This window comes from Desulfitobacterium chlororespirans DSM 11544, assembly GCF_900143285.1.
In the GTDB taxonomy this organism is placed as follows: Bacteria; Bacillota; Desulfitobacteriia; order Desulfitobacteriales; family Desulfitobacteriaceae; genus Desulfitobacterium; species Desulfitobacterium chlororespirans.
On sequence record NZ_FRDN01000019.1, the window covers coordinates 70,311 to 91,217 of the forward strand.

Annotated in this window: 20 protein-coding genes and 1 pseudogene; 4 read left to right on the top strand and 17 right to left on the bottom strand. The window is 45.3% G+C overall.

The window, feature by feature from the left end; all coding sequences use genetic code 11:
* Positions 1–67: 67 nt before the first annotated feature.
* The 12 genes from BUA14_RS24435 to BUA14_RS24490 form a co-directional block, all read right to left on the bottom strand.
* Positions 68–1,009, bottom strand: a complete 942-nt coding sequence (locus BUA14_RS24435) for a site-2 protease family protein (RefSeq protein ID WP_072774973.1) — start codon at positions 1,007–1,009, stop codon at positions 68–70.
* Between the two features lie 13 nt (positions 1,010–1,022).
* Positions 1,023–3,347: an ATP-dependent DNA helicase gene (locus BUA14_RS24440; RefSeq protein ID WP_072774974.1), complete on the bottom strand. Its 2,325-nt coding sequence runs from the start codon at positions 3,345–3,347 to the stop codon at positions 1,023–1,025.
* Between the two features lie 16 nt (positions 3,348–3,363).
* Positions 3,364–4,653, bottom strand: coding sequence for an aminotransferase class I/II-fold pyridoxal phosphate-dependent enzyme (locus BUA14_RS24445; protein ID WP_072774975.1), 1,290 nt, complete (start codon positions 4,651–4,653; stop codon positions 3,364–3,366).
* A gap of 221 nt (positions 4,654–4,874) precedes the next feature.
* A complete protein-coding gene (locus tag BUA14_RS24450; protein ID WP_072774976.1) occupies positions 4,875–5,222 on the bottom strand; it encodes a toprim domain-containing protein in 348 nt (115 codons plus the stop codon).
* Positions 5,223–5,331: 109 nt separating this feature from the next.
* Positions 5,332–5,964: a 3'-5' exonuclease KapD gene (gene kapD, locus BUA14_RS24455; protein WP_072774977.1), complete on the bottom strand. Its 633-nt coding sequence runs from the start codon at positions 5,962–5,964 to the stop codon at positions 5,332–5,334.
* A gap of 106 nt (positions 5,965–6,070) precedes the next feature.
* Positions 6,071–7,294, bottom strand: a complete 1,224-nt coding sequence (locus tag BUA14_RS24460) for a M48 family metallopeptidase (RefSeq protein WP_072774978.1) — start codon at positions 7,292–7,294, stop codon at positions 6,071–6,073.
* A gap of 100 nt (positions 7,295–7,394) precedes the next feature.
* Complete coding sequence (locus BUA14_RS24465) at positions 7,395–7,835, bottom strand: DMT family transporter (RefSeq protein ID WP_072774979.1); 441 nt, start codon at positions 7,833–7,835, stop codon at positions 7,395–7,397.
* A gap of 158 nt (positions 7,836–7,993) precedes the next feature.
* Positions 7,994–8,359 carry a DUF1540 domain-containing protein gene (locus tag BUA14_RS24470; RefSeq protein ID WP_072774980.1) on the bottom strand — a complete coding sequence of 122 codons (366 nt, stop codon included), beginning with the start codon at positions 8,357–8,359 and terminating at the stop codon, positions 7,994–7,996.
* A gap of 150 nt (positions 8,360–8,509) precedes the next feature.
* Positions 8,510–11,158 (bottom strand): DNA translocase FtsK, encoded by a 2,649-nt coding sequence (locus BUA14_RS24475; RefSeq protein WP_072774981.1) that lies wholly within the window; start codon positions 11,156–11,158, stop codon positions 8,510–8,512.
* A 142-nt stretch (positions 11,159–11,300) separates the two neighbouring features.
* Positions 11,301–12,272: a metal-dependent hydrolase gene (locus tag BUA14_RS24480; protein WP_072774982.1), complete on the bottom strand. Its 972-nt coding sequence runs from the start codon at positions 12,270–12,272 to the stop codon at positions 11,301–11,303.
* A 269-nt stretch (positions 12,273–12,541) separates the two neighbouring features.
* Entirely contained in the window at positions 12,542–13,429 is an 888-nt protein-coding gene (locus tag BUA14_RS24485) for a BON domain-containing protein (protein ID WP_072774983.1), read from the bottom strand.
* A 97-nt stretch (positions 13,430–13,526) separates the two neighbouring features.
* The gene (locus BUA14_RS24490; protein ID WP_072774984.1) at positions 13,527–14,360 is read right to left on the bottom strand and encodes a PHP domain-containing protein; all 834 of its coding nucleotides are present in this window, start codon (positions 14,358–14,360) and stop codon (positions 13,527–13,529) included.
* A 237-nt stretch (positions 14,361–14,597) separates the two neighbouring features.
* Between BUA14_RS24490 and BUA14_RS24495 the strand changes: the two genes are divergently transcribed.
* Positions 14,598–14,993, top strand: coding sequence for a hypothetical protein (locus tag BUA14_RS24495; protein WP_072774985.1), 396 nt, complete (start codon positions 14,598–14,600; stop codon positions 14,991–14,993).
* Between the two features lie 125 nt (positions 14,994–15,118).
* On the opposite strand, the pseudogene BUA14_RS27330 reads toward BUA14_RS24495, so the two are convergent.
* Positions 15,119–15,812, bottom strand: a pseudogene (locus BUA14_RS27330) (N-acetylmuramoyl-L-alanine amidase).
* A 20-nt stretch (positions 15,813–15,832) separates the two neighbouring features.
* Positions 15,833–16,129 carry a hypothetical protein gene (locus BUA14_RS24510; protein WP_005812096.1) on the bottom strand — a complete coding sequence of 99 codons (297 nt, stop codon included), beginning with the start codon at positions 16,127–16,129 and terminating at the stop codon, positions 15,833–15,835.
* Positions 16,130–16,363: 234 nt separating this feature from the next.
* Between BUA14_RS24510 and BUA14_RS24515 the strand changes: the two genes are divergently transcribed.
* The 3 genes from BUA14_RS24515 (at position 16,364) to BUA14_RS24525 (ending at position 18,464) form a co-directional block, all read left to right on the top strand.
* A complete protein-coding gene (locus tag BUA14_RS24515; protein ID WP_072774987.1) occupies positions 16,364–16,741 on the top strand; it encodes a PH domain-containing protein in 378 nt (125 codons plus the stop codon).
* A 534-nt stretch (positions 16,742–17,275) separates the two neighbouring features.
* Positions 17,276–17,782: a hypothetical protein gene (locus BUA14_RS24520; RefSeq protein WP_072774988.1), complete on the top strand. Its 507-nt coding sequence runs from the start codon at positions 17,276–17,278 to the stop codon at positions 17,780–17,782.
* A gap of 502 nt (positions 17,783–18,284) precedes the next feature.
* Positions 18,285–18,464 carry a hypothetical protein gene (locus BUA14_RS24525; RefSeq protein WP_072774989.1) on the top strand — a complete coding sequence of 60 codons (180 nt, stop codon included), beginning with the start codon at positions 18,285–18,287 and terminating at the stop codon, positions 18,462–18,464.
* A 163-nt stretch (positions 18,465–18,627) separates the two neighbouring features.
* On the opposite strand, the gene BUA14_RS24530 is transcribed toward BUA14_RS24525, so the two are convergent.
* The 3 genes from BUA14_RS24530 to BUA14_RS24540 form a co-directional block, all read right to left on the bottom strand.
* Entirely contained in the window at positions 18,628–19,440 is an 813-nt protein-coding gene (locus BUA14_RS24530) for a glycoside hydrolase family 25 protein (RefSeq protein WP_072774990.1), read from the bottom strand.
* Positions 19,437–19,850 carry a phage holin family protein gene (locus BUA14_RS24535; RefSeq protein WP_072774991.1) on the bottom strand — a complete coding sequence of 138 codons (414 nt, stop codon included), beginning with the start codon at positions 19,848–19,850 and terminating at the stop codon, positions 19,437–19,439. Before BUA14_RS24535 ends, BUA14_RS24530 begins: the two co-directional genes overlap by 4 nt.
* Positions 19,851–20,100: 250 nt before the next feature.
* On the bottom strand, positions 20,101–20,907 hold an 807-nt coding region (locus BUA14_RS24540), incomplete at its 5' end, for an IS3 family transposase (protein WP_072774992.1).

A 20,907-nucleotide genomic window follows, 5' to 3' on the forward strand; every position in this document is an offset into this window, starting at 1 on the left:
AGGTTTTCTTTAGTTTATCCCTCTGCAGTCCTTTTCACTCAGCTATTTCAACCTAGGCCAAAACAACCTAAGCTAAAAGTTCAAGAGCATAGGTTAGCCCCATGGCAAGGGAACCCACCAAGCCAAAATAGAGAATACCAAACTGTACCCGCTCCCGCAAAGGAACCTCATAATAGATCGACAGCTCATGCCGATTCTTCCATAGTTTGTAGACTTGGCTCACTCCCAGAATCACGACAATCAAGAGGATGGGGTTAAAGAATGTGATCATGAGGTAAATCAAGACAGGGATCCCCACCAGCCATAGATAGGGAGAGACCGCGGAGACGATTCGCCCGCCATCCATGGGATGAACAGGAAGCAGGTTGAATATATTGAGAAAAAAGCCCACATAAGCGAGAACTAAAGCCAGTTCATACCCTGTAAGCCAGTAGAACGCCAAGCACAGCACCGCAGCCAGACTCCCAAAAAGAGGACCCCCATAAGCGACTTGGGCTTCAGTCACCGCATCTTTAGGGTCCTCTTTCATCCCGATCAAGGCACCTACAAAGGGAATAAATACCGGTCCCGATACAGCTAACCCAACTCGTTTCGCGGTAAGATAATGTCCCATTTCATGAACGAAGAGCAGCGCTACAAACCCCAAGGCGAATTTAGCGCCATAAAATACGGCATAGATCCAGATCGTAGCCACCATGGATACCGCAGTGGTGGCAAATTTACCGAGCTTGAGAAAGACAAAAAGGAATTTGAACTTAGACACTATGAAAAGGATAATAAACTTTCCCTTCGTCAACAAAGGGATGAGGAAGGCTACCGCCGCCCATAACCCCTTCTTGTTCCCCGGCTTGGGTTTTGTGTTTTGTTCATCAATAAAATAATCATCAGCATGTTCGTCTTGACCGACGATATGCTGTTCCGCCCCATTGTATTCTGAAGAATAGGAAGATTCTTTTTCTCTTCTATTCTCTTGATTCAGCTCGTCGATAGCCCATCCCTCCTCTGACATGTGTTCTTTTGTTTTATGATGATTCCCAAAAGGCTTTCAATAGCAAAGGAATCCGGTTATTATCCTGCAACGTATGGATAGCATGCCACTCCTTAGGAAATAGCCGTCTGTAGGATAAACGGGCAAACCGTTCATCAATTAAGAGTATGGCTCCCCGATCCTGCTCGGTCCGTATCACTCTCCCACAGGCTTGGAGCACCTTATTCATCCCGGGGTACATATAGGCAAATTCAAACCCTTGCCCATAGCGTTCCTGAAAATGAGCACGAATAATATCCCGTTCCATGCCGATCTGGGGCAGCCCTACCCCGATAATTACGGCACCGGACAAACGCTCTCCTGTAAGATCGATTCCTTCCCCAAAGATTCCCCCCAACAGGGCCAATCCCACCAGACTCTCCTGAGGATCTTCCTGAAAAGCTTCCAGGAACTCCTCCCGATCCGTCTCGGTCATTCCCATGGTTTGGGTCAAAACTTTAAATTCAGGATGGGCCTGGAGAAGCCTTTCCCGAACCTGTTCAAGATACTCATAAGAAGGAAAATAGACCATGTAATTGCCGGTTTTCCCCTGAACAAGCTGAGCTATCCCCTCGACGATGGCGTCCAGGGATAAAGAGCGCTGGTTGTATTTGGTGGAAATCTGCTTCTGCAGCATCAGGCAAAGATTTTCGTGAGGAAAAGGAGAAGTCAGCTGCAGCTTATAAGATTCTTTCTCTCCCCCCAGAACCTGAATAAAATACTCCAGAGGGCTTAAGGTGGCCGAAAAGAAAACTGCCGCTCTCCCCTTGTTTAAAACCTGAGCCAGCTGCTGGGAGGGATCAACACAAAAAAGCTTAACACGCACGTCCTGCTCCGGGTATTGATAATAGGTAAGGTAATGCTCATCATAACTTTCAGCCGTGCGCAGGAAGGCTTGAATGTTAAAGTACAGCTCCGTTAGCTTCTCTTTCCAGGGTGGGTTTTCCTCTTTTTTGAAAAACTTCTCCGCTTCGTTCACTACTCTCTCCAAGGAAGAGTACAGGGCCGTGGGGGCCTCTTTTTCCACTTCAAGACCTTGTTTTCTGAGCTTTAAAAAGTTCTTGTTGACCGTTTGGAGCCTTTTCCCCAGAATAGGTTCTTGATCTTCCACGAGGTTCTTCAAGTGGAGGAATTCTTCCTTGTTTAATTGGGCAGAAAACATTTCCCGGGCCCGCTCCACCAGATTATGAGCTTCATCGATCAGAAAAGCATAATCCCCGCCTTCAAGAAAAAAGCGTTTGAGAAACACTCTTGGATCAAAGACGTAATTATAGTCGCAGATCACCAAATCAGCCCAATTGGTAAGTTCCAGGGAAAATTCAAAGGGGCAGACAGCATGATTGCGTGCACAGCTCTCGATCTGCTCCCGATTCCAATGATCCCTCTGAAAAATATCCTCCAGAGCCGGGCCTAACCGATCATAATATCCTTTGGCATAGCTGCAGTCTTCCGGTGTGCATTCACACTCCGGGCAAAAGCATACTTTATCTTTAGCTGTAAGGGTGACCCACTTCAGGGACAGTCCTTGCTGCTGGAGCATGAGGAGAGAACCTTCCGCTACGGTGCGGGTGATGGTCTTAGCCGTCAGATAAAAGATCGGTGTCTCCAACCCTTCAAGGAGGCATTTTAAGGCCGGAAAAATCGTCCCCAAAGTCTTGCCGATACCTGTAGGAGCTTGCACATAAAGCTTATGCTTTTCTTTAATCGTCTTATAGACCGCCACAACCAATTCCCGTTGACCTTTACGATAAGCAGGATAAGGGAATTCAAGCCGGGAGATGCTTTCATTGCGCTGCTCTGTCCAAGCCGAAAGCCGCTTGGCCCAGGTGCAGTACCGTTCCACAAGATCCTTAAAGAAGAACTCCAATTCCTCTCTGCTCAAGGACTTTCTGAATTCTTTAAGTTCATGAGTCTCCAACTGTATATAGGTTAATTGAACCTGCACCTGAGCCAGATCTTCCTGATTTGCCACTATATAAGCATAGCACTGAGCTTGCGCCCAGTGCAAATTGTTATAGGATTCGTCGATCAAGTCCAATTCCAGGGATGTGGATTTTATCTCTTCGATGACAACTCCCGATTCATTTCTGAACATCCCGTCTGCCCGCCCATGGATTTCTAAGCTGAAACCATCCTGATAAGCCGTCGTCCGCAGCGTCACTTCAGGCTGGTAATCTGCTCCCCGCTCTTTTTGCAGGTACTGATGGGCATAGATCCCTTCCGCCATTCTGGATCCACTCATGAAGCCCATCTGCAAATCACCCTGACGCAAGACAAACTCGACCAGGGTCCGCACAGAAACCCGTAGTTTTTTATCCAAGACTCCCTACTCCTGACTATGCTAAATCTTTCGCTCCCTGATAAATCAACTTAAACAATTCTTCCAAATCTTCTTCTTCCACACAGGAGAACGCCACCCGGATATCGGACTCACCCAAAGCGATGACACCCACTCCATAGTTATGCAGTAAATGCAGACGCAATTCCTCTGCCTTCACTCCTTTAAGCTTCAGGCACATAAAATAACCGGAGTTAAAAGGATAATAGTCCCAAAGCTCCTGATAATCGCCCCGGTTCAAGATCTCTTTGACCTTTAACGCCCGGCCTTCCATAATCTTGTACTTCTCCTCTTTTTGCTTCTCAAAATCAGGGGATGCCAAGGCATGAAGGACGAAGGTTTGGGCAGGGTGGGAGGCATTGGAGATCGTGCTGCGGATGATGGCCTTGGTTTTATTCTCCAGAACATCGCAAACCACTGAGCTGGCATCCCCAAAGGTGATGAACCCAATCCGAAATCCCCATACATACTCTTCCTTGGTTGGACCATCCACCTTAACGGCCAGAATGCGGGGGTGGATATTGGCAAGCCGTCCAAAGAGAGATTCTTTGATGGAATCCTCGTAGAAAAGCCCAAAATAAGCATCATCGACTATAACCGCCACATTGATTCCCTGCTCCGCCACCTCCAGCAACGCCTCCACAATGGCCTGAGCCTCTTTCTCAACAGGCGTATAACCGGTTGGGTTATTCGGGAAATTAAGCAGCAGCACCGCTTTGCCTTGTGCTTTTTGGGCCAGAAGAGCTTCTTTCATCCCTTGGGTATTGAATTCATCTTTCTCCGTGAAAAAGGTGAAGTTCCGCATTTCAGCATTTCTGCGGGTTCCAAAAATCATCGTGTAATTGCCCCAGAGTTTATCAGGAAGCACTAAGACATCCTGAGGATTTAAAAACAGATCCGCTGCAATACTTAACCCATGGGTTAAGGCGTTGGTCACAATAGGCTGGCTCATGGTCTTACCCTGCAAAGAAGGATTGTCCTTAAGCAGTTTTTCTCTCCAGACAGCCCTGATCTTGGCTTTCCCCGCCGGAGGTGCATAAGTATAGATGTCTTGAGGGTTATACTGGGACAAGGTTTCTTGGATAACCGGCAAAAACATGGGCTGCCCTTTTTCCGTAGCCATACCTATTGTGGCATTAAAGCGATAAGCCTTTTCCGTAGCCTCATCCGTCTGGGTCAATATCCCCTTGGGATAGTATAAATTCCTCCCTAAATCTGAAAGCAGTTCGTACACATGGGGGTTTTCCGCTCTTATCTGATCGTTGAGCTCCCTGGCAATATTATGCATGAGTGTTCTTCCTTTCCCATCGGTGAATCCTTAGCCGGATCTAATGCTATATGTTATGCAGCCAAAACCTGTTCTCCTAAAAAATTTATAATTTCTCAAAGATTTATTATGATTCGCTGTAAGGTCAACAAGTTCCTTCCTTTCGACACGAGTATATAGAATACATGAGCAATGCAGGCGGTGCAAAGATAATGACGGCTGCCTCACGGCAACCGTCAACCTTAAAAGAGCTCTTCTTCCGGGAGGATTTCCTTGACCTCAAAATGTGCATGGTCTAAAACCTGAGCCAGCACATCGAGAGGAGTCGTTGCCACTTCACGATACATGCGATGGGTATATAAGTGATGAATATTCGGAAGTGCCTGATTGAGGCTTTTGCGGATTTTCTCTCCGGAATTATCAGCATCGACCAACAAATACACCTCTGAATCCTCAAGTTGGGTCGCCCACTCTTCAGTTTTTTCATAACTGATCGTCCCATAACTGCACAGTATCTCAACAGGCTCGGCCAATACTTCCTGAAGCCGTTCCTTATCGGTTTTTCCTTCAACAATAATAACTTTTGCCACAGCTTTACCCTCAGCTCATTCGTTTGCTGGTCTTTACCTTCGATCTTCAGCATAATTTTTCTTTCATGAAATAGCCTTTACGAACACCCTGGGATTTATGCGTTTGCCACTAGATGATAATTTTTGAATTCTTCTGAGGAGCTGCCTCAGCAATTCTTTTTTCTTCAGAACCATGAGCCTGCTCACCGGTCTTAACCATCCATCCTTCACTCATCATCCTGGCCATGACTTGTGCGGCATTAATAGCATCATCCAAGGCTGAATGGAGTATCCCAATTTGCTCAATGGCATTTTCTTCAATGGCCTTCTTCAGAGAAATCAAATGGTCCAGGGAACGGTAATGCTTATACTGCTCCGCTAAATCAATATAGTGCTCCCAGATAAAGGGGTACTTTAAACCATACTTTTCACATACATTACCCAGAATCTTACGATCCGCGTCTCCCCAAGCCACTATATAGGCTTCCGGATGGGCTAATTTCTGCAGATGCTGAATTGCTTCTTCCAGGAGAATGCCCTGATCCACATCTTCCTGACGAATCCCGGTAATCCCATAGCTTTCTTCAGCTAAACGCGGCCAAAAACGAGGCTTTACAAAGGCATTAAAGGTTTTATCCAATGCTAATTTGCCGTTAGGATCAAGGACGGTGGCCCCTACTTCGATGATTTCTGGAAACCAGGCTCTGGGTTTACCATAACTTTGGGGAACTGAAAACTCAAAATCCACAACTAAAAAGTCCATCTTCCAACCTCCACTCCTCGACCCGCTTACGCGGGTCATCCCTTAACTTTAAGTATATAGGAAACTTGCTTTAGGTGAAAGTATGTTCACCTGATGCTTAGTTGACTTATCCGCCACCCACTTCATTTATTTTTTCAATTCGTGTTAATACCGAAGGATGAGTATAGCTGAACCATTCGATAAACCTGGGTGGGGATAAATCGGAACGGTTCTTCAAAGCCAGATTTATCTGCAATTGAATCGCCCCTTGAGTGTTCCCGGTCAGTAAGACAGAGGTCTGATCCGCTTCGATCTCCATTTGGCGGGAGATGGAGTTTTGCAGAGGAGCACTCACAAAGCTCACTAATACTACAAATAATAGAAAAACCGCCCACACCAAAGGGGGTACATGATGTCTGGACATTTCCCGCCGGAGAACCAGGTACGCTCCTCCCCAGACTAAGAAGCTTCCCAAAGTCCCTAAAAAGAGTCCCCGGGCAATATGTCCTTTTTGCCAGTGAGCCATTTCATGAGCAATAACCGCTTTAACTTCCTCCAGAGAGTACTGATTAAGAAGATTATCATAGAGGACGATCCGTTTTGTCTCCCCGACTCCGGCAAAATAAGCATTAGCCTTCGTTGTCCTGATACTGGCATCCATCACAAGCATCTCATCAAGTGCCAGATCAGCCTTATTGGCCAGCTCATTGACCATGGAGATGATTTCCGGGCTGGCCACAGGTTGAAAGTGATTGAATAAAGGTGCCACAAGAACAGGCCATAGCAGGCTTTGTATAACCAACCAAAGGGAAAAAAACATTCCACAGATCATCCACCAGGTTTTAGGCCAAAGCCGAAAGGCCAAAAACAGTAAACAAACGCCTATCCCACCCATCACCAGGTCCAGCAGGGACTCTTTAAGAAAATCCCCCCACCAGGACAGGAAGGTTTGAGTAGAAAAACCCCAAAGCTGCTGCCAATAAAAGCCGCTGAAAAAAGTAAAAGGCAGACGGATCAGGGTAAGCAGCAGCCAAATCACGAGATAAAAAGCAAGGTATCCTAACCATTTACGCCCTTGAGCCCACTGTTCGCAAGCCCGGGAAAGCCTGCGTCCCCGACCCGAGGCCAGAATCCAAATTAAGAAGAGGACCTGAAACATAAAGTTTAGAATATAGGAAATTCTTATCCCTTTGCTGTAATCTCGGCCTTGCTGGATTTGTTCCATGCCAAAAAGCTGGACAGCCTCAGGTCGTATCGAACCTGGAAAGAGGGCATACCATAAATAAACGAGACTAAAAAGAAGGGTTAAGGCAATCAAGGGGATCCATATCATAGCGCTCCGGTTTTTCAAAAACTAACCCCTCCTCGATATTTAAACTAGGGTACACAGAATGGCCATTCATAAAGATATACTTTTAATATATGTATCCTCGTCTCAATTTATGGCTTCCTTACAAATTCTGTCTTAGCACGAAATAAAGACCACTCAGCATCAGTATAACACCCAATACCCGGGAGAAGTCCAGAGGGGTTCTCCCCACTCCCAGCAGACCGAAATGATCAATGGTTAACCCTACCAGAATCTGACCGACAACAGCGGCAGTCAGAGTTCCCGCTACGCCTATTTTTTGCACCGATAAAATGGAGCATGTAACACCAACGGCACCCAGTGCTCCGCCAATGAGCCATGGTTTTGGAACATGGGTTACTTGGCTAAGATTACCCTTACCAAAAAACAATACCGCCAAGGATAAACAGAGCAAGCCTACTGCAAAAGAGATCAGTGCTCCTTCAATTCCTCCGACTCGTTTTCCTAAAGCTCCATTAATAGGGGTCTGAATCCCCATCACCATCCCACCGCAAAGGGCGACCAAAACAAATAGTCCTTTCATGAACACTCCTCTTCCTTCTGCCAGCTTGAATCATTCATTACCCAATGGTTTTATTATACCGTAAATCCTCAAAAAATGACTCTCTTATATGTCAAAAAGCTCGCCTATGCATAAGGCAAGCTTTTTGACAGTAAAGGAAGAGAAAGCCTCTCTTTTCTTTAACTCATTTTAGGGTAGAACGTTTGACATTCTGTTTCTTCTGCCGTATGGGAAACCTCATTGCGAATCTCAACTTGGTCAGCATGGCAGTATCGCTGGTCGTTATAGGTACAGTTCACCGCATTGCAACGAATCTTGGGATCCATGATCGGCTCCGCTGATACCGCCTGCTTTAAGGTTCCACTGTAATTCATATTTCCCAGAGAAGAGACAAAGTTACCAAGGCTTTTCGAGTTGAAGGTTCCACAAAACGTAGCGTCTCCACCCGTGGTCTCCCCTCCTTGCACCTCGATCTCCTCAGCCGAACACAGATGACTACGGTTATACACACAATTGACGGCATCACATTTTAACTGAATGCTCATAATCCTTACTCCTTCCTAATATCGGTCTGTAATGAATTATCCTTAGTATTACCTGTCGCTTTCTCTTTATCCCTAAATACAACAAACAAAAAGGAAGACTCCTTTTTAAGAGCCTTCCTTTTGATCAGTTAACATTTTTAACGATTAGAATCAACCAAAGCGTTCTTCAAATTCATCCATTGTCAAGAGGATTTGGCGGGGCTTACTGCCTTCATATCCTCCCACTACCCCATGCTCCTCGAGCAAATCAATCAAACGGGCAGCGCGTGCATAGCCCAGTTTTAATTTTCTTTGCAAATAGGAGACGGAAGCCATGCCTGTGGTAATGATCAAATGGCCTGCCTCCATAAAAAGCTCATCATCCGGTCCGACACCTTCACTTTTTCCCGACGAGCCCGCGTTCAAAAATCCTTCCGGATCCAGATACTCAGGTGACCCTTGGGCTTTCCAGTGTGTTATCACTTTCTGAACTTCATCGTCGGCAACCATACAGCCTTGAACCCGCATTGGCTTATTCATACCTTGGGGCGAATAGAGCATATCTCCTCTTCCCAAGAGTTTTTCGGCTCCGGTAGAATCAAGGATGGTTCTGGAGTCAATCTGTGAACTTACGGCAAAGGAAATCCGGCTGGGAATATTAGCCTTAATCACCCCGGTGATAACATCCACTGAAGGTCTTTGGGTGGCGATGACCAAATGGATTCCGGCAGCTCTGGCCATCTGTGCCAGGCGGCAAATGGCTTCTTCCACCTCATCGGCTGCTACCATCATTAAATCTGCCAATTCATCAATAATAACCACAATCAAAGGCATAGCCGGGGCAAGAGGCTCAGCTTTGGCCCCGTTTTCCTGCCCAGCCTCCGCCGCCTTCATTTGATTATACCGTTCAATATCCCGTACACCGGAAGCGGCAAACAATTCATAGCGGGTTTCCATTTCCTTGACCACCCATTTCAGGGCGGCAGAGGCTTTTTTAGGGTCTGTCACCACAGGGGCCAAAAGGTGGGGAATTCCATTATAAAGGCTCAATTCCACCATTTTGGGATCCACCATCAGGAATTTGACCTCATCGGGACGGGTATTAAAGAGCAGTGAATTGATGATAGCGGTAATACACACGCTCTTTCCTGAACCCGTGGCTCCGGCTACCAGCAAATGAGGCATCTTAGCTAAATTGGCCACAATGGATTGATTACCAATATCTTTTCCTAAAGCAATCCGCAGCTTAGCTGACCCTTCCTTAAATTCCGGCGTCTCCAGAACTTCACGGAAAGGCACAGCTCTTGGGTGCTTATTGGGCACTTCAATGCCAATAGCGGATTTGCCGGGAATCGGCGCTTCAATGCGCACGTCCCGGGCAGCTAACCCCAAAGCGATATCATCTGCTAAATTGACAATGCGGCTGATCTTAACCCCAGGAGCAGGAGCCAGCTCATAACGAGTGATCACCGGACCCCGGGCTACGCGGATGACCTTAGCCTGAACCCCGAAATCTTCCAACACCTTCTCCAGATGTTTTTGGGTATCCTGGTCATGAACCACTGTGACCTGAGGAAGCGGATCCAGTAATTCAAAGGAAGGCAAACTCCAGGCCTTGGCCTTCTTCAACGCCTCCATGGTCTTTATCTTCGGTTCAATAGCCTTATCGTCTTCATTCTCCCCATGAAAATTAACTGCTTTGCCTTCCGGGTTGCTTGCAGACGCTTGTTCTTCAATCTTCTGCTCAAATCGTGAGGCAAGGTCTTCCTGAATCCTAAGTTCTTCTCTTGAAATAGGTTCTTCTTTAGAAAGGAGAGATGCCTCAGAAAGCGTCGCTTCTTCATAGGCGGGGGCTTTCTCTAAGGGTTCAAGATCAATTTTCTTCACGCTTTCTTTCTTGACCAAACTGGGGGCAATACTGCGCACCAATCCCGAGCCCGAAAACGGATCTTCGGTAGTTCCTGAGAAAGACTCCATCTTTTCCTGCAGAACTTTGGGGTTTTCCTTTTTGTGAGCTGCTTCGCTCCATGGCTCTTCCCGAGAAGACTCCAAATTATAGGCAGGAGTCTGCAAGGGCTTGCCAAGTAAAGCTGCACGTTCTTCGGGAGAAATCCCTTGGGGCATTCTCCGCTCGTTCTTTAGCAACTGGGCCACTTGTCCCGGATAGCGATCATGCTCCAAGCCGGTAATGTCCGATTTTTCCCACTGGCGTTTACTGGGCAAAGCAGGCTCAGTATTCCTTATTTCTTCCTCTATTTCGGAACTTACCTCATCAAAATAACTCGAGAATCCCTGCAGTGTTGTCAGCCGGGTTCCAATGGGTTTAAAGGAAATATCCTTACCTTCTGTGAAATATGTATCAAAGTCCCGGCCCAGGTCATCAAGCTCTGCCAAAGGCTCCATGGGCTTCATCTCTAAATCTGTGGAGAAATATTCTTTAAATCCTTTTAAGGAGACGAGCTTCCCTTTTGGCAGCTCGATACCTTGAGGAAAGAAAGTTTCCTCCCCGCGCTCTTCTTGAAGATTTGTCCTTTTCACCTTTTCCCTGGTTTTCCCCCGGGGATAAGACTGTTTTCCCTTTGGCCTGGCTCCCTGCTTCTGCCCCCAAAGTGCCGATGCCCATACACCAATGGCCAACACAAAAAAGACCAAGGGAGCAAGCCAAACCTTTTCCCCAAGAGGATATTTCATCGAATTATAAAGGCCCTTACCGACTGCAGTGAAACCTAGTTCCCCCAGCAGCGCTAAGAATCCTAATATTGCCAATACTATAGCAATCCCTTGCCGGACAGGCAGGGTTTTTCTTTTCCTTTTCGACACAGTCCCACCTCCACCATCTCTAATTATCCTTTATGTCTAAAATATAGTCAAAGAGTTTTTTCCTTCGGCTAAAAACTCCTGACATGTGTATAAAAAAACACAGACTCTTCCACGCCGGAAAGCCTGTGCTCCTTATATCTATTCAATACTCCAATACTATACCTTGCGAATTCCTGCTTCCAAAAGTATAAAATCTCTCCTCAGTAATCTTACCATCCGGGCAAATGCATACTTCCCCGGTATAAAGGAAATCTTCTTTATCCCAATATCTAAGGTCAACAAACTGTACCTTGGTTTCCGGGCTGTCTGTACGGACCACATGAAAATAGGGCGTAAACCGGTTAAAAATATCCGCTAATTCGCCTTCCAAAGCATTATTGATTAATGGATCTTCCGAGTCCCATTGAGGCAGCACTTTAAGGATTTGGGCATGCTTCTTCTTCATAACCCCAAAGCTAACGGTATCCTCCTCATAGACTAAGAAGGCCCAGCTGAAAGGTCGATACATGGCGGGCAGGACTTTTACCTGCTCACGGGGTGCAGCAAAGGTTTCCTCAAGTCGTTGCCGAGTCTTATAACGATCCATTTCCCTTATGAAAAGATAGATGAGTGCAACAGCAAAGGTTGTTAAACTTGAATACAATCCGAATTCCGGTCGAGTAAATGAAACAATAAAAGAAGAAAAGAACAAGACGAAAATCACCGGTTCAGTTACCATGGCCATATTCACCGTGAACTTCTTCTTATAAAAAGGCCATAAAAGCTGGGCACCATAGGAATTCAATAAATCAGCAATTCCATGGGACAGAGTTCCTATTAAAGTCCAAAATACAACAACTAACCAAGAACTGGTGGGAAAAGTATAATGAACAAGCGTACCTAAACCTAATGCCATTCCTCCCAAAGCCAGGAATGAGTGGCTGGCCCCCCGGTGTTTCAATAAATAATTGAGTCTGCCTTTGAGATGGGTGACGATATCCAAATCAGGAACCATTGCTCCCAATGTGCAACCTATGAAAATCGGATCATTGAGTTGGATCGGGTGCCCCGAAAGATTAGCCAGCGCAGCACCGATTAAGCCATGAGTAATTGGATCGATGTTTAACACCCCCAAAGGATTTTATTAGCCTGCTTGCCATTTTTTTTACGAACGAATTCATTATATCATATCTAAAATATATTTTGGGTTTCCTCATTATAGGAAATTTTTATTTTTCGTACTTTTTTGCCAATCTCAGTTAGGTTAAAAATTACCCCAGTGCCATCCCGAAAAAATTCGGAACAGTGCCGGGGAATATTTCTACACTATGTTTTAGGCAATGAAGCAATAAAGTAATGAAGCAACACTCAACTGCTGTTAAAATTCCATATTATTTTCTGGAGTTATTTGCTGGAGTGAGCGGCCACTTTAATGGAGCTATTGATGCTTTTGATCCCCTCCACATGCTGCCCCATAGATTCCGCCCATCTTCGATCTTCATCCGAATAGACCTCACCGGTCATATAAGCTATGCCATCCTGAACAAAAGCCCGCACAAGCTGAGATGTCATACCATGCTGACCCAGCTTGCGCACGAGCTGTTCCGTCATATAGAGATCCTCACCTTGAGAACGGTGACGAGAGAAGATCTCGCTGACCACAGCTTTAACCCCTGGTACCTGATAGGCCGTATCCACTGCCCATTCAATCTCCTCTTGGGTATTAACCATTCCCGTAAGCGTAATCAAACCATTGCGAGCCGATGTTTTGATTTCATGGGCATTCACCCATGGAGAAGCAACTAAGGCATTTTCAACCCGGTTGACCAGAGTGGCATCGTCCACAGCCTTTTCCAGGAAATCAATTTCACTGCGAACTTCCTTTACCCCTCTAACCTGCGAAGCAATTCGTTTCGCCAGCCGCTCACTGCTTTGGGTCTCCAGATGTCCAAGCAAAGTCACAATCCCTTTGCTGGCCCGGCACCCTAAATGCATGATCTCTCCAAAATTAGATTGGGCAAAACGCTCAACCACCTGCTTTTCAATATCCTTATCGGTGATTTTTCCGTCGTTGGCAACCGTAAGTGAGTTATCCAGCTCTCTTACCCCGTCGATACGGCCAATCCTTTGCCCGATAAAATCTTTTTCAGCAAGACTATCCACTGTTCCCCATAGAGAAATCTTATCCCCTTTGACTTCAATATGGATTCCTTGGCCCGATTCCCCAAAGTGAGTTTGGATAAGAATTTTTATGTCTTCATGAACATCCTGTTCCGGTCGTGATTTTTGCATTCTTTTGTCCCTCCAGCTCAAAAACTAACCTTAGTTTCTCACTGAAAGGGCTTTTTTATCCTTAAGTAAAACAAATCAACCCTGTCCTTCTGACTTTCTAAAAATCAAGATTAAGAAAAGTCTGCAGTTCCCGACTGCATTGTTCCGGTACCACAATCTCTCCCAGTTTAACCGGTCCGAATAAGCCATGGAAATCGCTGCCTCCAGTCGTCAGGATGGCTTTATCCTGGGCTATCGTTTTATAGTTTTGAATCAAGGCCTCTCTTTGCTCCCAATAGCCATAATAGACTTCCAAACCCATAGGGCGATAAGATAAGAGCTCAGTCACCATACGATCATCCTGCAGCAAGCCGGGATGCGCCAGCACGGGTACACCACCGCATGTGTAGATCAAATCAACAGCTTCTTCAAAAGGATGTTCCAAAAATGGCAAGTAAGCAATCCCGTAAGGCTGGAAAAGTTTCGCTATCACAGGCCACTGGACAGTGCCGTTCTCGTGTTCATGAAGAGCCCGCATAATATGGCCTTTGCTTACCGCTCCTTCAGGATTGGCGATTTTCTCCACCTCCGCCCATTTCAGGGTGAATCCATCCTTCTGTAACCTTTTGACCATTTCAAAAGCCAAATAGGTTCGCTGCTGCCGAAGCTCCTTTAGCCGTGATTGGAGGTCTGAATGCATCATCGCCGCATAAGAAAAATAACCGAGCAAATGAACTTCCTTACCTTTGAAAGCTGTGATCAGCTCAACGCCGGGGATAATATTCAAATTATGCTTTTGGCCTAATTCCATGGCTTCCGGGACGCCGTTGGTGGTCTCATGATCGGTTAAAGCCAAAACGCGAACCCCCCGCTCGGCAGCCTCCTGGATAACTCCAGCCACTGAAAGGGAACCATCCGACTCTATTGTATGAATGTGTAAATCGATAGCCATTGGATCCACCTCCCCTACTCTCAAAGAGATATTATCATTCTTTCTTTTCAGTGAATCAAAAATCCTGCTTTCTAAAACAAAGAAAGTATGTCCTGTTTTTCTAATTTGATGTCTGCAGATTTAGAGCATAGATTTTTCGAGAATAGATTTAGGTCATGGATTTAGGTCATAAAAATAGCGCTCGTTGTTACACTCGTGGCTTTATGACATATCCTAATAAATAGGGAAGTGATGATTATGGGGAATGAACATCTGGATTTAAGCCTAACCTATGAAGAAAGAGCAGGAGATTTACTCTTTCTTCTCGGCACAATATTGGCTTTTATATCGACCTACCAAGAAGAACAAGCACTTCTCACCGAAAATGTTCCAACGGTTAAGCCGAAAGAAATTGATTCTGCCATGTCCATCACAGCTGCAAGCTGGCTTTTCTTTCTCGCCAGTATACTTTTCACCCATGTAGCCATTGTCCGCTTCGAAGAGCTGAAATCAACCGCTAACTTAAAAACCTCTCTTGTGTTGACCAGAGGTACAAAACTCGCAGTAATTGGTGATTTATTAAAGAGTACTGGTTTTGGCATAGCAGCAATTGCTTACCAGCTTAAACTATTCTATTACAAATATAAAGCTTAAGGGGCCCTTCATGAATCAATGGTGTCTGCTTCTTCAATCCGCTTTTTCAATAAGTAACAACGGATAGTGAACCGGTGTTCAACTAATCACCAGAAACACTATCCGCTTAGAAAAATGGCTCTGCTTCATTTCAGAACCGCTCTTGCCGTTTCGGTACGATTTGCTCCGGCATAGTAGATATTCCCACTATCATTTGCCCCCTGCACCCCAACCCAGTGCTTCTGAGCAGCTTGATATTTGCTTGAGCTGCTTTTATGAACCATCGGGCATCCCAGCTTCTGGCTCAAGATAAGGGCTGCTCCTACATCCCCATCAGCATAAATTACAAGGTTATCCACCATATCCTCCTCTCCTTTCAAATCCTTAAACAGTTGCTCCCAGGGAAACTTCGCTCCCGGATCATTCGGCCGATTTACACTGTCTGTGCGATAATGACCGATAATGTGGTCACTGTCCGGCTTAATTGCAGGATACTTAGCCAGGAGCTGACCGTGAAGCCATAGCGTAGACTGATACTGAACATCGGTTAACTCTTCCCCATCTAAAGTCTCATGCTCAATACCAATCGTGTACAGGTTAGGATTCTTTCCATTATACAACTTCCAGTTCGGCTTATTGGCCGGCGTGCCACGCAGTATCCTCGTCTTTGACAAGCTGCAGGATTCGCCCATCCTTGAGTACGAGATAATGACTGCTTACTTGGGAGGCAGGATTCTGCATCCATGAGAGGCACCCCGGATATCGTCATGCTGTGATGTGATTTATGATGGCAAAGATTTGGCTGCCACTTCTCCCCTGACGATAGTTCGGCGTGCCCACCCATTATTCAATTTTCATGCTTACTCTCCTTTCTGCTCAAGGCGATCAATCCTCTTATGGGCCTGTTTAGATGACTCCTCAACCCGGGTAAGACGTTCACCCATGGTATCCATGCGCTGCCCCTGGGCACGCTGCTCTATGCGGATATCATCTACCCCGCGCTTAAGGTACTCCATGTCGGTACGGATGGCTGTGTTGATTTCAGCGTCTATTCTGACTTCTCTTTTCGCTTCCTTTGCCCTTGCCGACCACCCTAAGATAATTCCGGACAGAGCTGCTACAATCCCAATGAGGGCTGTTATAATTGTAAAATCCAAATGCTATCACCTCTCGCTATACTATATTTATATAGACATGTCGTCATAATGGTGACTGACCCAGTACCGTGCTACCCCACTCCCGCAAATTTCCGACATAGGATTTTGGGCACAAAAAATAGAGTGTGCCCTGATAAATGCCCACTCTTTCGGCATCATTCAGCCAAAGCAGGAAATAAAATTTTTTCCTCGAATACTTGAACATTGCAATTCAGGAAGGAGATATTAGATATTATGGGAATATTTAGCGGAATGATGGGCAATGCCTCAGAGATTGACACCAAAGAAATTGAAAGCGAAGTAGGTCCTTTACTTTATGACTCAGAACAGATAACAAAGGCTTTTAAACTCATCAGAGACTTAATTGTGTTTACCAACAGCAGGTTGATTCTCGTGGATAAACAAGGTATCACCGGCAAAAAGATTGAGTATCACTCTATACCTTTCAGAAGTATCACGCACTTTGCTGTAGAGACAGCCGGTCACCTCGATCTTGATGCAGAATTAAAAATCTGGATTTCTGGTAATTCATTACCTATCACCAAGGAGTTTAAAAAAGACAAAAACATATTTGAAGTTCAGAAGGCTTTGGCCAACTCCATTGCCAGATAATTTTTTGCGCAGCCGTAATGGGCTGCTTTTTCTTTTTACTGAAGCTAAAAATAAGACTTATACGAGTCCTATTACATGCAAAAAACCAGTTGTTAACTTATTGTTAACTAAAAATTTAATTCCCTAAAAACAAAACTTCCTGCAAACCTCGCGGGGAGCGGATTTCATGTTGGCAGGGGATGCAGGAGTTGAACCCACACTAACGGTTTTGGAGACCTGTCCAGCGTGTTTGGTATAGTTAGGTTTATTCATGAAACGCAGTGATTGCAAGGGTTTCAGAATTTCGATGTTGGGTATATAAAAGTTGATTTAGGGGTGTTTTTGAATCGCAAACTCCCCAAATCCTCCCCAATTTTATTATGCGGAACATAGTACCTTAATGGGACCATGCTCTTTTCTATTGCCGACATATGTGATTTTCTGTCAACCAGGGAACTTTAAGTTGGTGAGATAGTTTTTAAAAAAATAATGTAATTTCTTTTGTACTATTGCTAAAATGGAATTGTAAGAATTCAGAAGCAAGATGGTAATTACATGGACACTATTGAAGCTACTATTAAAAACGCTGGCTGGGGAAAAAGGAAAGCCATGCAGATGCAAATTGACTTAATAGCAAGTTCATTTTTGAATGAGGAAAAACTATTGGCAGTTGGGGCCTCTATTCCAAATCCGACTGAGCAAGTTTATATAACCAATCAAAGAATCATCGTGCATAAGATTATAAGCTCTTGGAAAGGCACAAAAACGGAAATATTTCTTTCCGATATTAAATCAGTAAAAATAGTGACTAAGCTGTCTCAGTACAGCAAACTAGAAATTGTGACTACTAACGATTGTATATTAATAGAGAGAATACCACTGGATATACTACAGGAAATCAAGCGTATTATTGATGAATTACTAAATCAGCGCGTACAAGATGATTCATCTTTAGAACAAGCACCAGACCAAATAACTGTTGTTTGTCCTGGATGTGGAGCTGTAAATATTAAGCAAGTGGGCAAAGTTAATTTTCGCGAATATTGCGATACGTCTTTATAATAACTATTGGAGAAGTTAAAGTAGTGGCAATAGGTGGCAATACCAACGGTAACTAAAAAGCAGAAGCCCCGGCTCCGTCACCAGGGTTTCTGCTTATCCACGACAGGACTTAAACCAAGCCCAATACATCATATGTTCGTATAAAAAATGTGTTACAAAAAAACAGAACCCCAGCGCATCAACTTTGCACCGGGTTTCTGCTTACGGGAAAATCATCCTTCACACTACACTATATGTCCTTAACGCCATAGATGTGACGGGCACCGGATTAGTTTCGGTGCTTTTTTCATGCGCTCTCCGGTGCGTCGCGGGAACCCGCTTCGAGCTGTCATGCATGGCTGGCCTTGATATATACGTTCTTTCTCAATTAATAAAAAAGCAATTTTCCATAAAAATTTCTTAAATTTTTGTTTTAATCTCAAATATTTTGGAAGAAATTTCTGGACAAGCCTAGAACTAACAATATAGCAATAATATACTTGGATTAAGGAGTGGCAGGGTATTGGAATTTGATTTGTTTGATTTTGAGAAAGTTGTCCCTAAGCATCTTCTTGATTTTTATTTGGACAAATTAAAGATAGATGCAGACCGACGTAGCACTGCAGAACTTGTGGAAGTCGATCATAAAGACAGCGGGATTTTTGATCGTCACAATAGTCACTGCAAGTCCAACTATTCGTGACCTGCGCAAAGAAGATGAGTAACGGAAAAAGTGTTTCAGAAAATCTGATTTCTATATATAATCAGTGGAGTACATTTATTTATAATTTAATTTCAAAATAAAACGCAAAAAGCCCTCCCCCGCACCAAGCGAGAGAGGGCTTTGCTATCATGATCTTTTTCTTCTATTCTAATACCTTCCGCGCCGTCTCAGCACGGTTTGTACCGGCATAATAGATATTGCCGCTATCATTAGTCCCTTGTACACCAACCCAGTGCTTTTTGATCGCCTGATACTTGCCCGCACTGCCTTTGTGGACCATGGGGCAGCCCAGCCTCTGACTCAAGACAAGAGCTGCTCCAGTATCTCCATCTGCATAGATTACGAGATTATCTAACACTTCATCACCCCCTGTAAAAAATGAAATATCCTTATCTGAGATAATAGCGTTTAAATCCAGGCTGCCATTGTATCCCGGCAGACTCCCCTTATCCGTGTATTGGTGGATGTCACAGGGATAAGAGGGCTTCGAGTTCCTGGTCCCATCATTGTGCCCATAATGCGGAATCCACACCGCGTCAAACTCAGCCACGTTGATATTGAATTGGTTGTAGAGATGATGCGCTATATACGCCCCCACCTTGCCGGCTCCCAGCGCTCTAAGTTTGCGCTGATATGCTGAGACACCAGCGCGCATATCCGCCATGGACTGCTCCTCCACGTCAAGCCACCAAAACGTAGGATTAAACTCCTTCGCCCGGGTATAAAATGCTGTGGCCTCAGCCTCCATCTCAGCAATGGTTTTGCCGCGAACCCAGGCGTATACGGCCACCGGCACACCACGCTTTTGTAGCTCGGTAATGTGAGTCTTAAAATATTTATCCTGATAGCCAGCACCATACTGTACCCGGACAATTGCCATGCTAAGCTGCCGTGCAAATGTGTCATAGTTAATCGCCGATGGGACTTGCCACTCGGAGATATCTACGATGTTCATTTCGTCCCACCTTCCCCTTTCGTCTGGAGCTGCTCAAGCACCTTTACGATTACCGGCGGCAAAGGCACTCCGACAATGCCCAGGTTCTCAGTCACACTAATCCCTTCACGGGCAGCGTAAAAGTAAATGGCTAGGGTTCGCAGGATTGGCTCAGCGTTGCCAAGCATACCGTCCAATTGGACGGCTAAAGCAATGACGGCCAGGCTGATTCCTTTTCGGATGCCGCCCCAGAACATCACCTCTGAATTGACTCTCTTTTCTCGTACGGCCCCCAGGAAGCCAGTAATATAATCCGCTACCATGAGTGTTATAAGCAGGGCTATAGCGGCATCCCAGCCCCCTAACCATGCGCTAAGGGTGGTACCTATGGCTGCTATTACAGCGTTAAATGCAATCTCTTTTCCGTGCATGATGATGCACCTCCTACACTATATCTTATGGACATACCGTCATAAGGGTGACTGCCCCAGTGCCCTACTCCCCGTCACCTCCCGCGGAACGCTAAACAAATCAGGTCCCTAGGGAGCAGAGGCACTGTCTCTCAACCTTTCTCATAAGAAAAAGCACCCTGCTTTGATCTGCCCCTGTCAAGGTAGACCAGGGAAATAAATAAACAGGGTTATAGAAATAGCTACTGCCAAATGGGTGGTAGCTCTTCTTTTATGCGGCAAACTTTGCCTTGTACTTCAGAATACGTTTGTTCTCGGGAATGGGATAGTGTGCAGGAGAATCTGTCTCAACTGCAGCAGCCCGAACTTCCATAGGAGCCTGGTTGTCGAAGCGTTCCTGAAGCCGTTCATAGTTATAGAAATGAAGGTATTTATCAATTGAAGCCCGGAGAGAAGCCTCGTCTGTAAACTTATACAAATTGAACATTTCTGCCTTTAGTATGCCCCAGAAGCCCTCGGTAGGACAGTTATCAATGCAGCGACCGACACGGGACATAGACTGCTCCATCTGCTGTTCTCTGAGCTTCATCTGGAAGACTTTACTGGTGTATTGAAATCCTCTGTCGCTATGAAACAAAGGCTTAGCATCCGGATTGGCAGCCACTGCACGGTCAAATGTATCAAAGACCAGCTTGCTATCATTGCGCCTACTTAACACATAGGCCACGACAGAGCGGTCGTACAGATCCAGGATAGCACTGAGGTACACCTTGTGCACAATCGGTCCTTCATACCATTTGAATTCAGTGACATCGGTTACCCATTTCTCGTTGGGTTTTGTTGCATGGAAATTGCGCTTCAAGACATTCTCAGCAGTAGCTTCAGGCGAAGCATAGAAGTATTTCTTTTGCTTTCTCCGTATTACAGAATGAATGTTGAGGGCTTTCATGATGCGGTGAACCCTGTTCTTGCTGTAAAATGTTCCGTTGAAATGGTTTATCCATGCCGTCATGCGGCGATAGCCGAGAATATGATTGAATTTCTCGTCATACTCTCGAATCAACTCAGCTAACTGCAT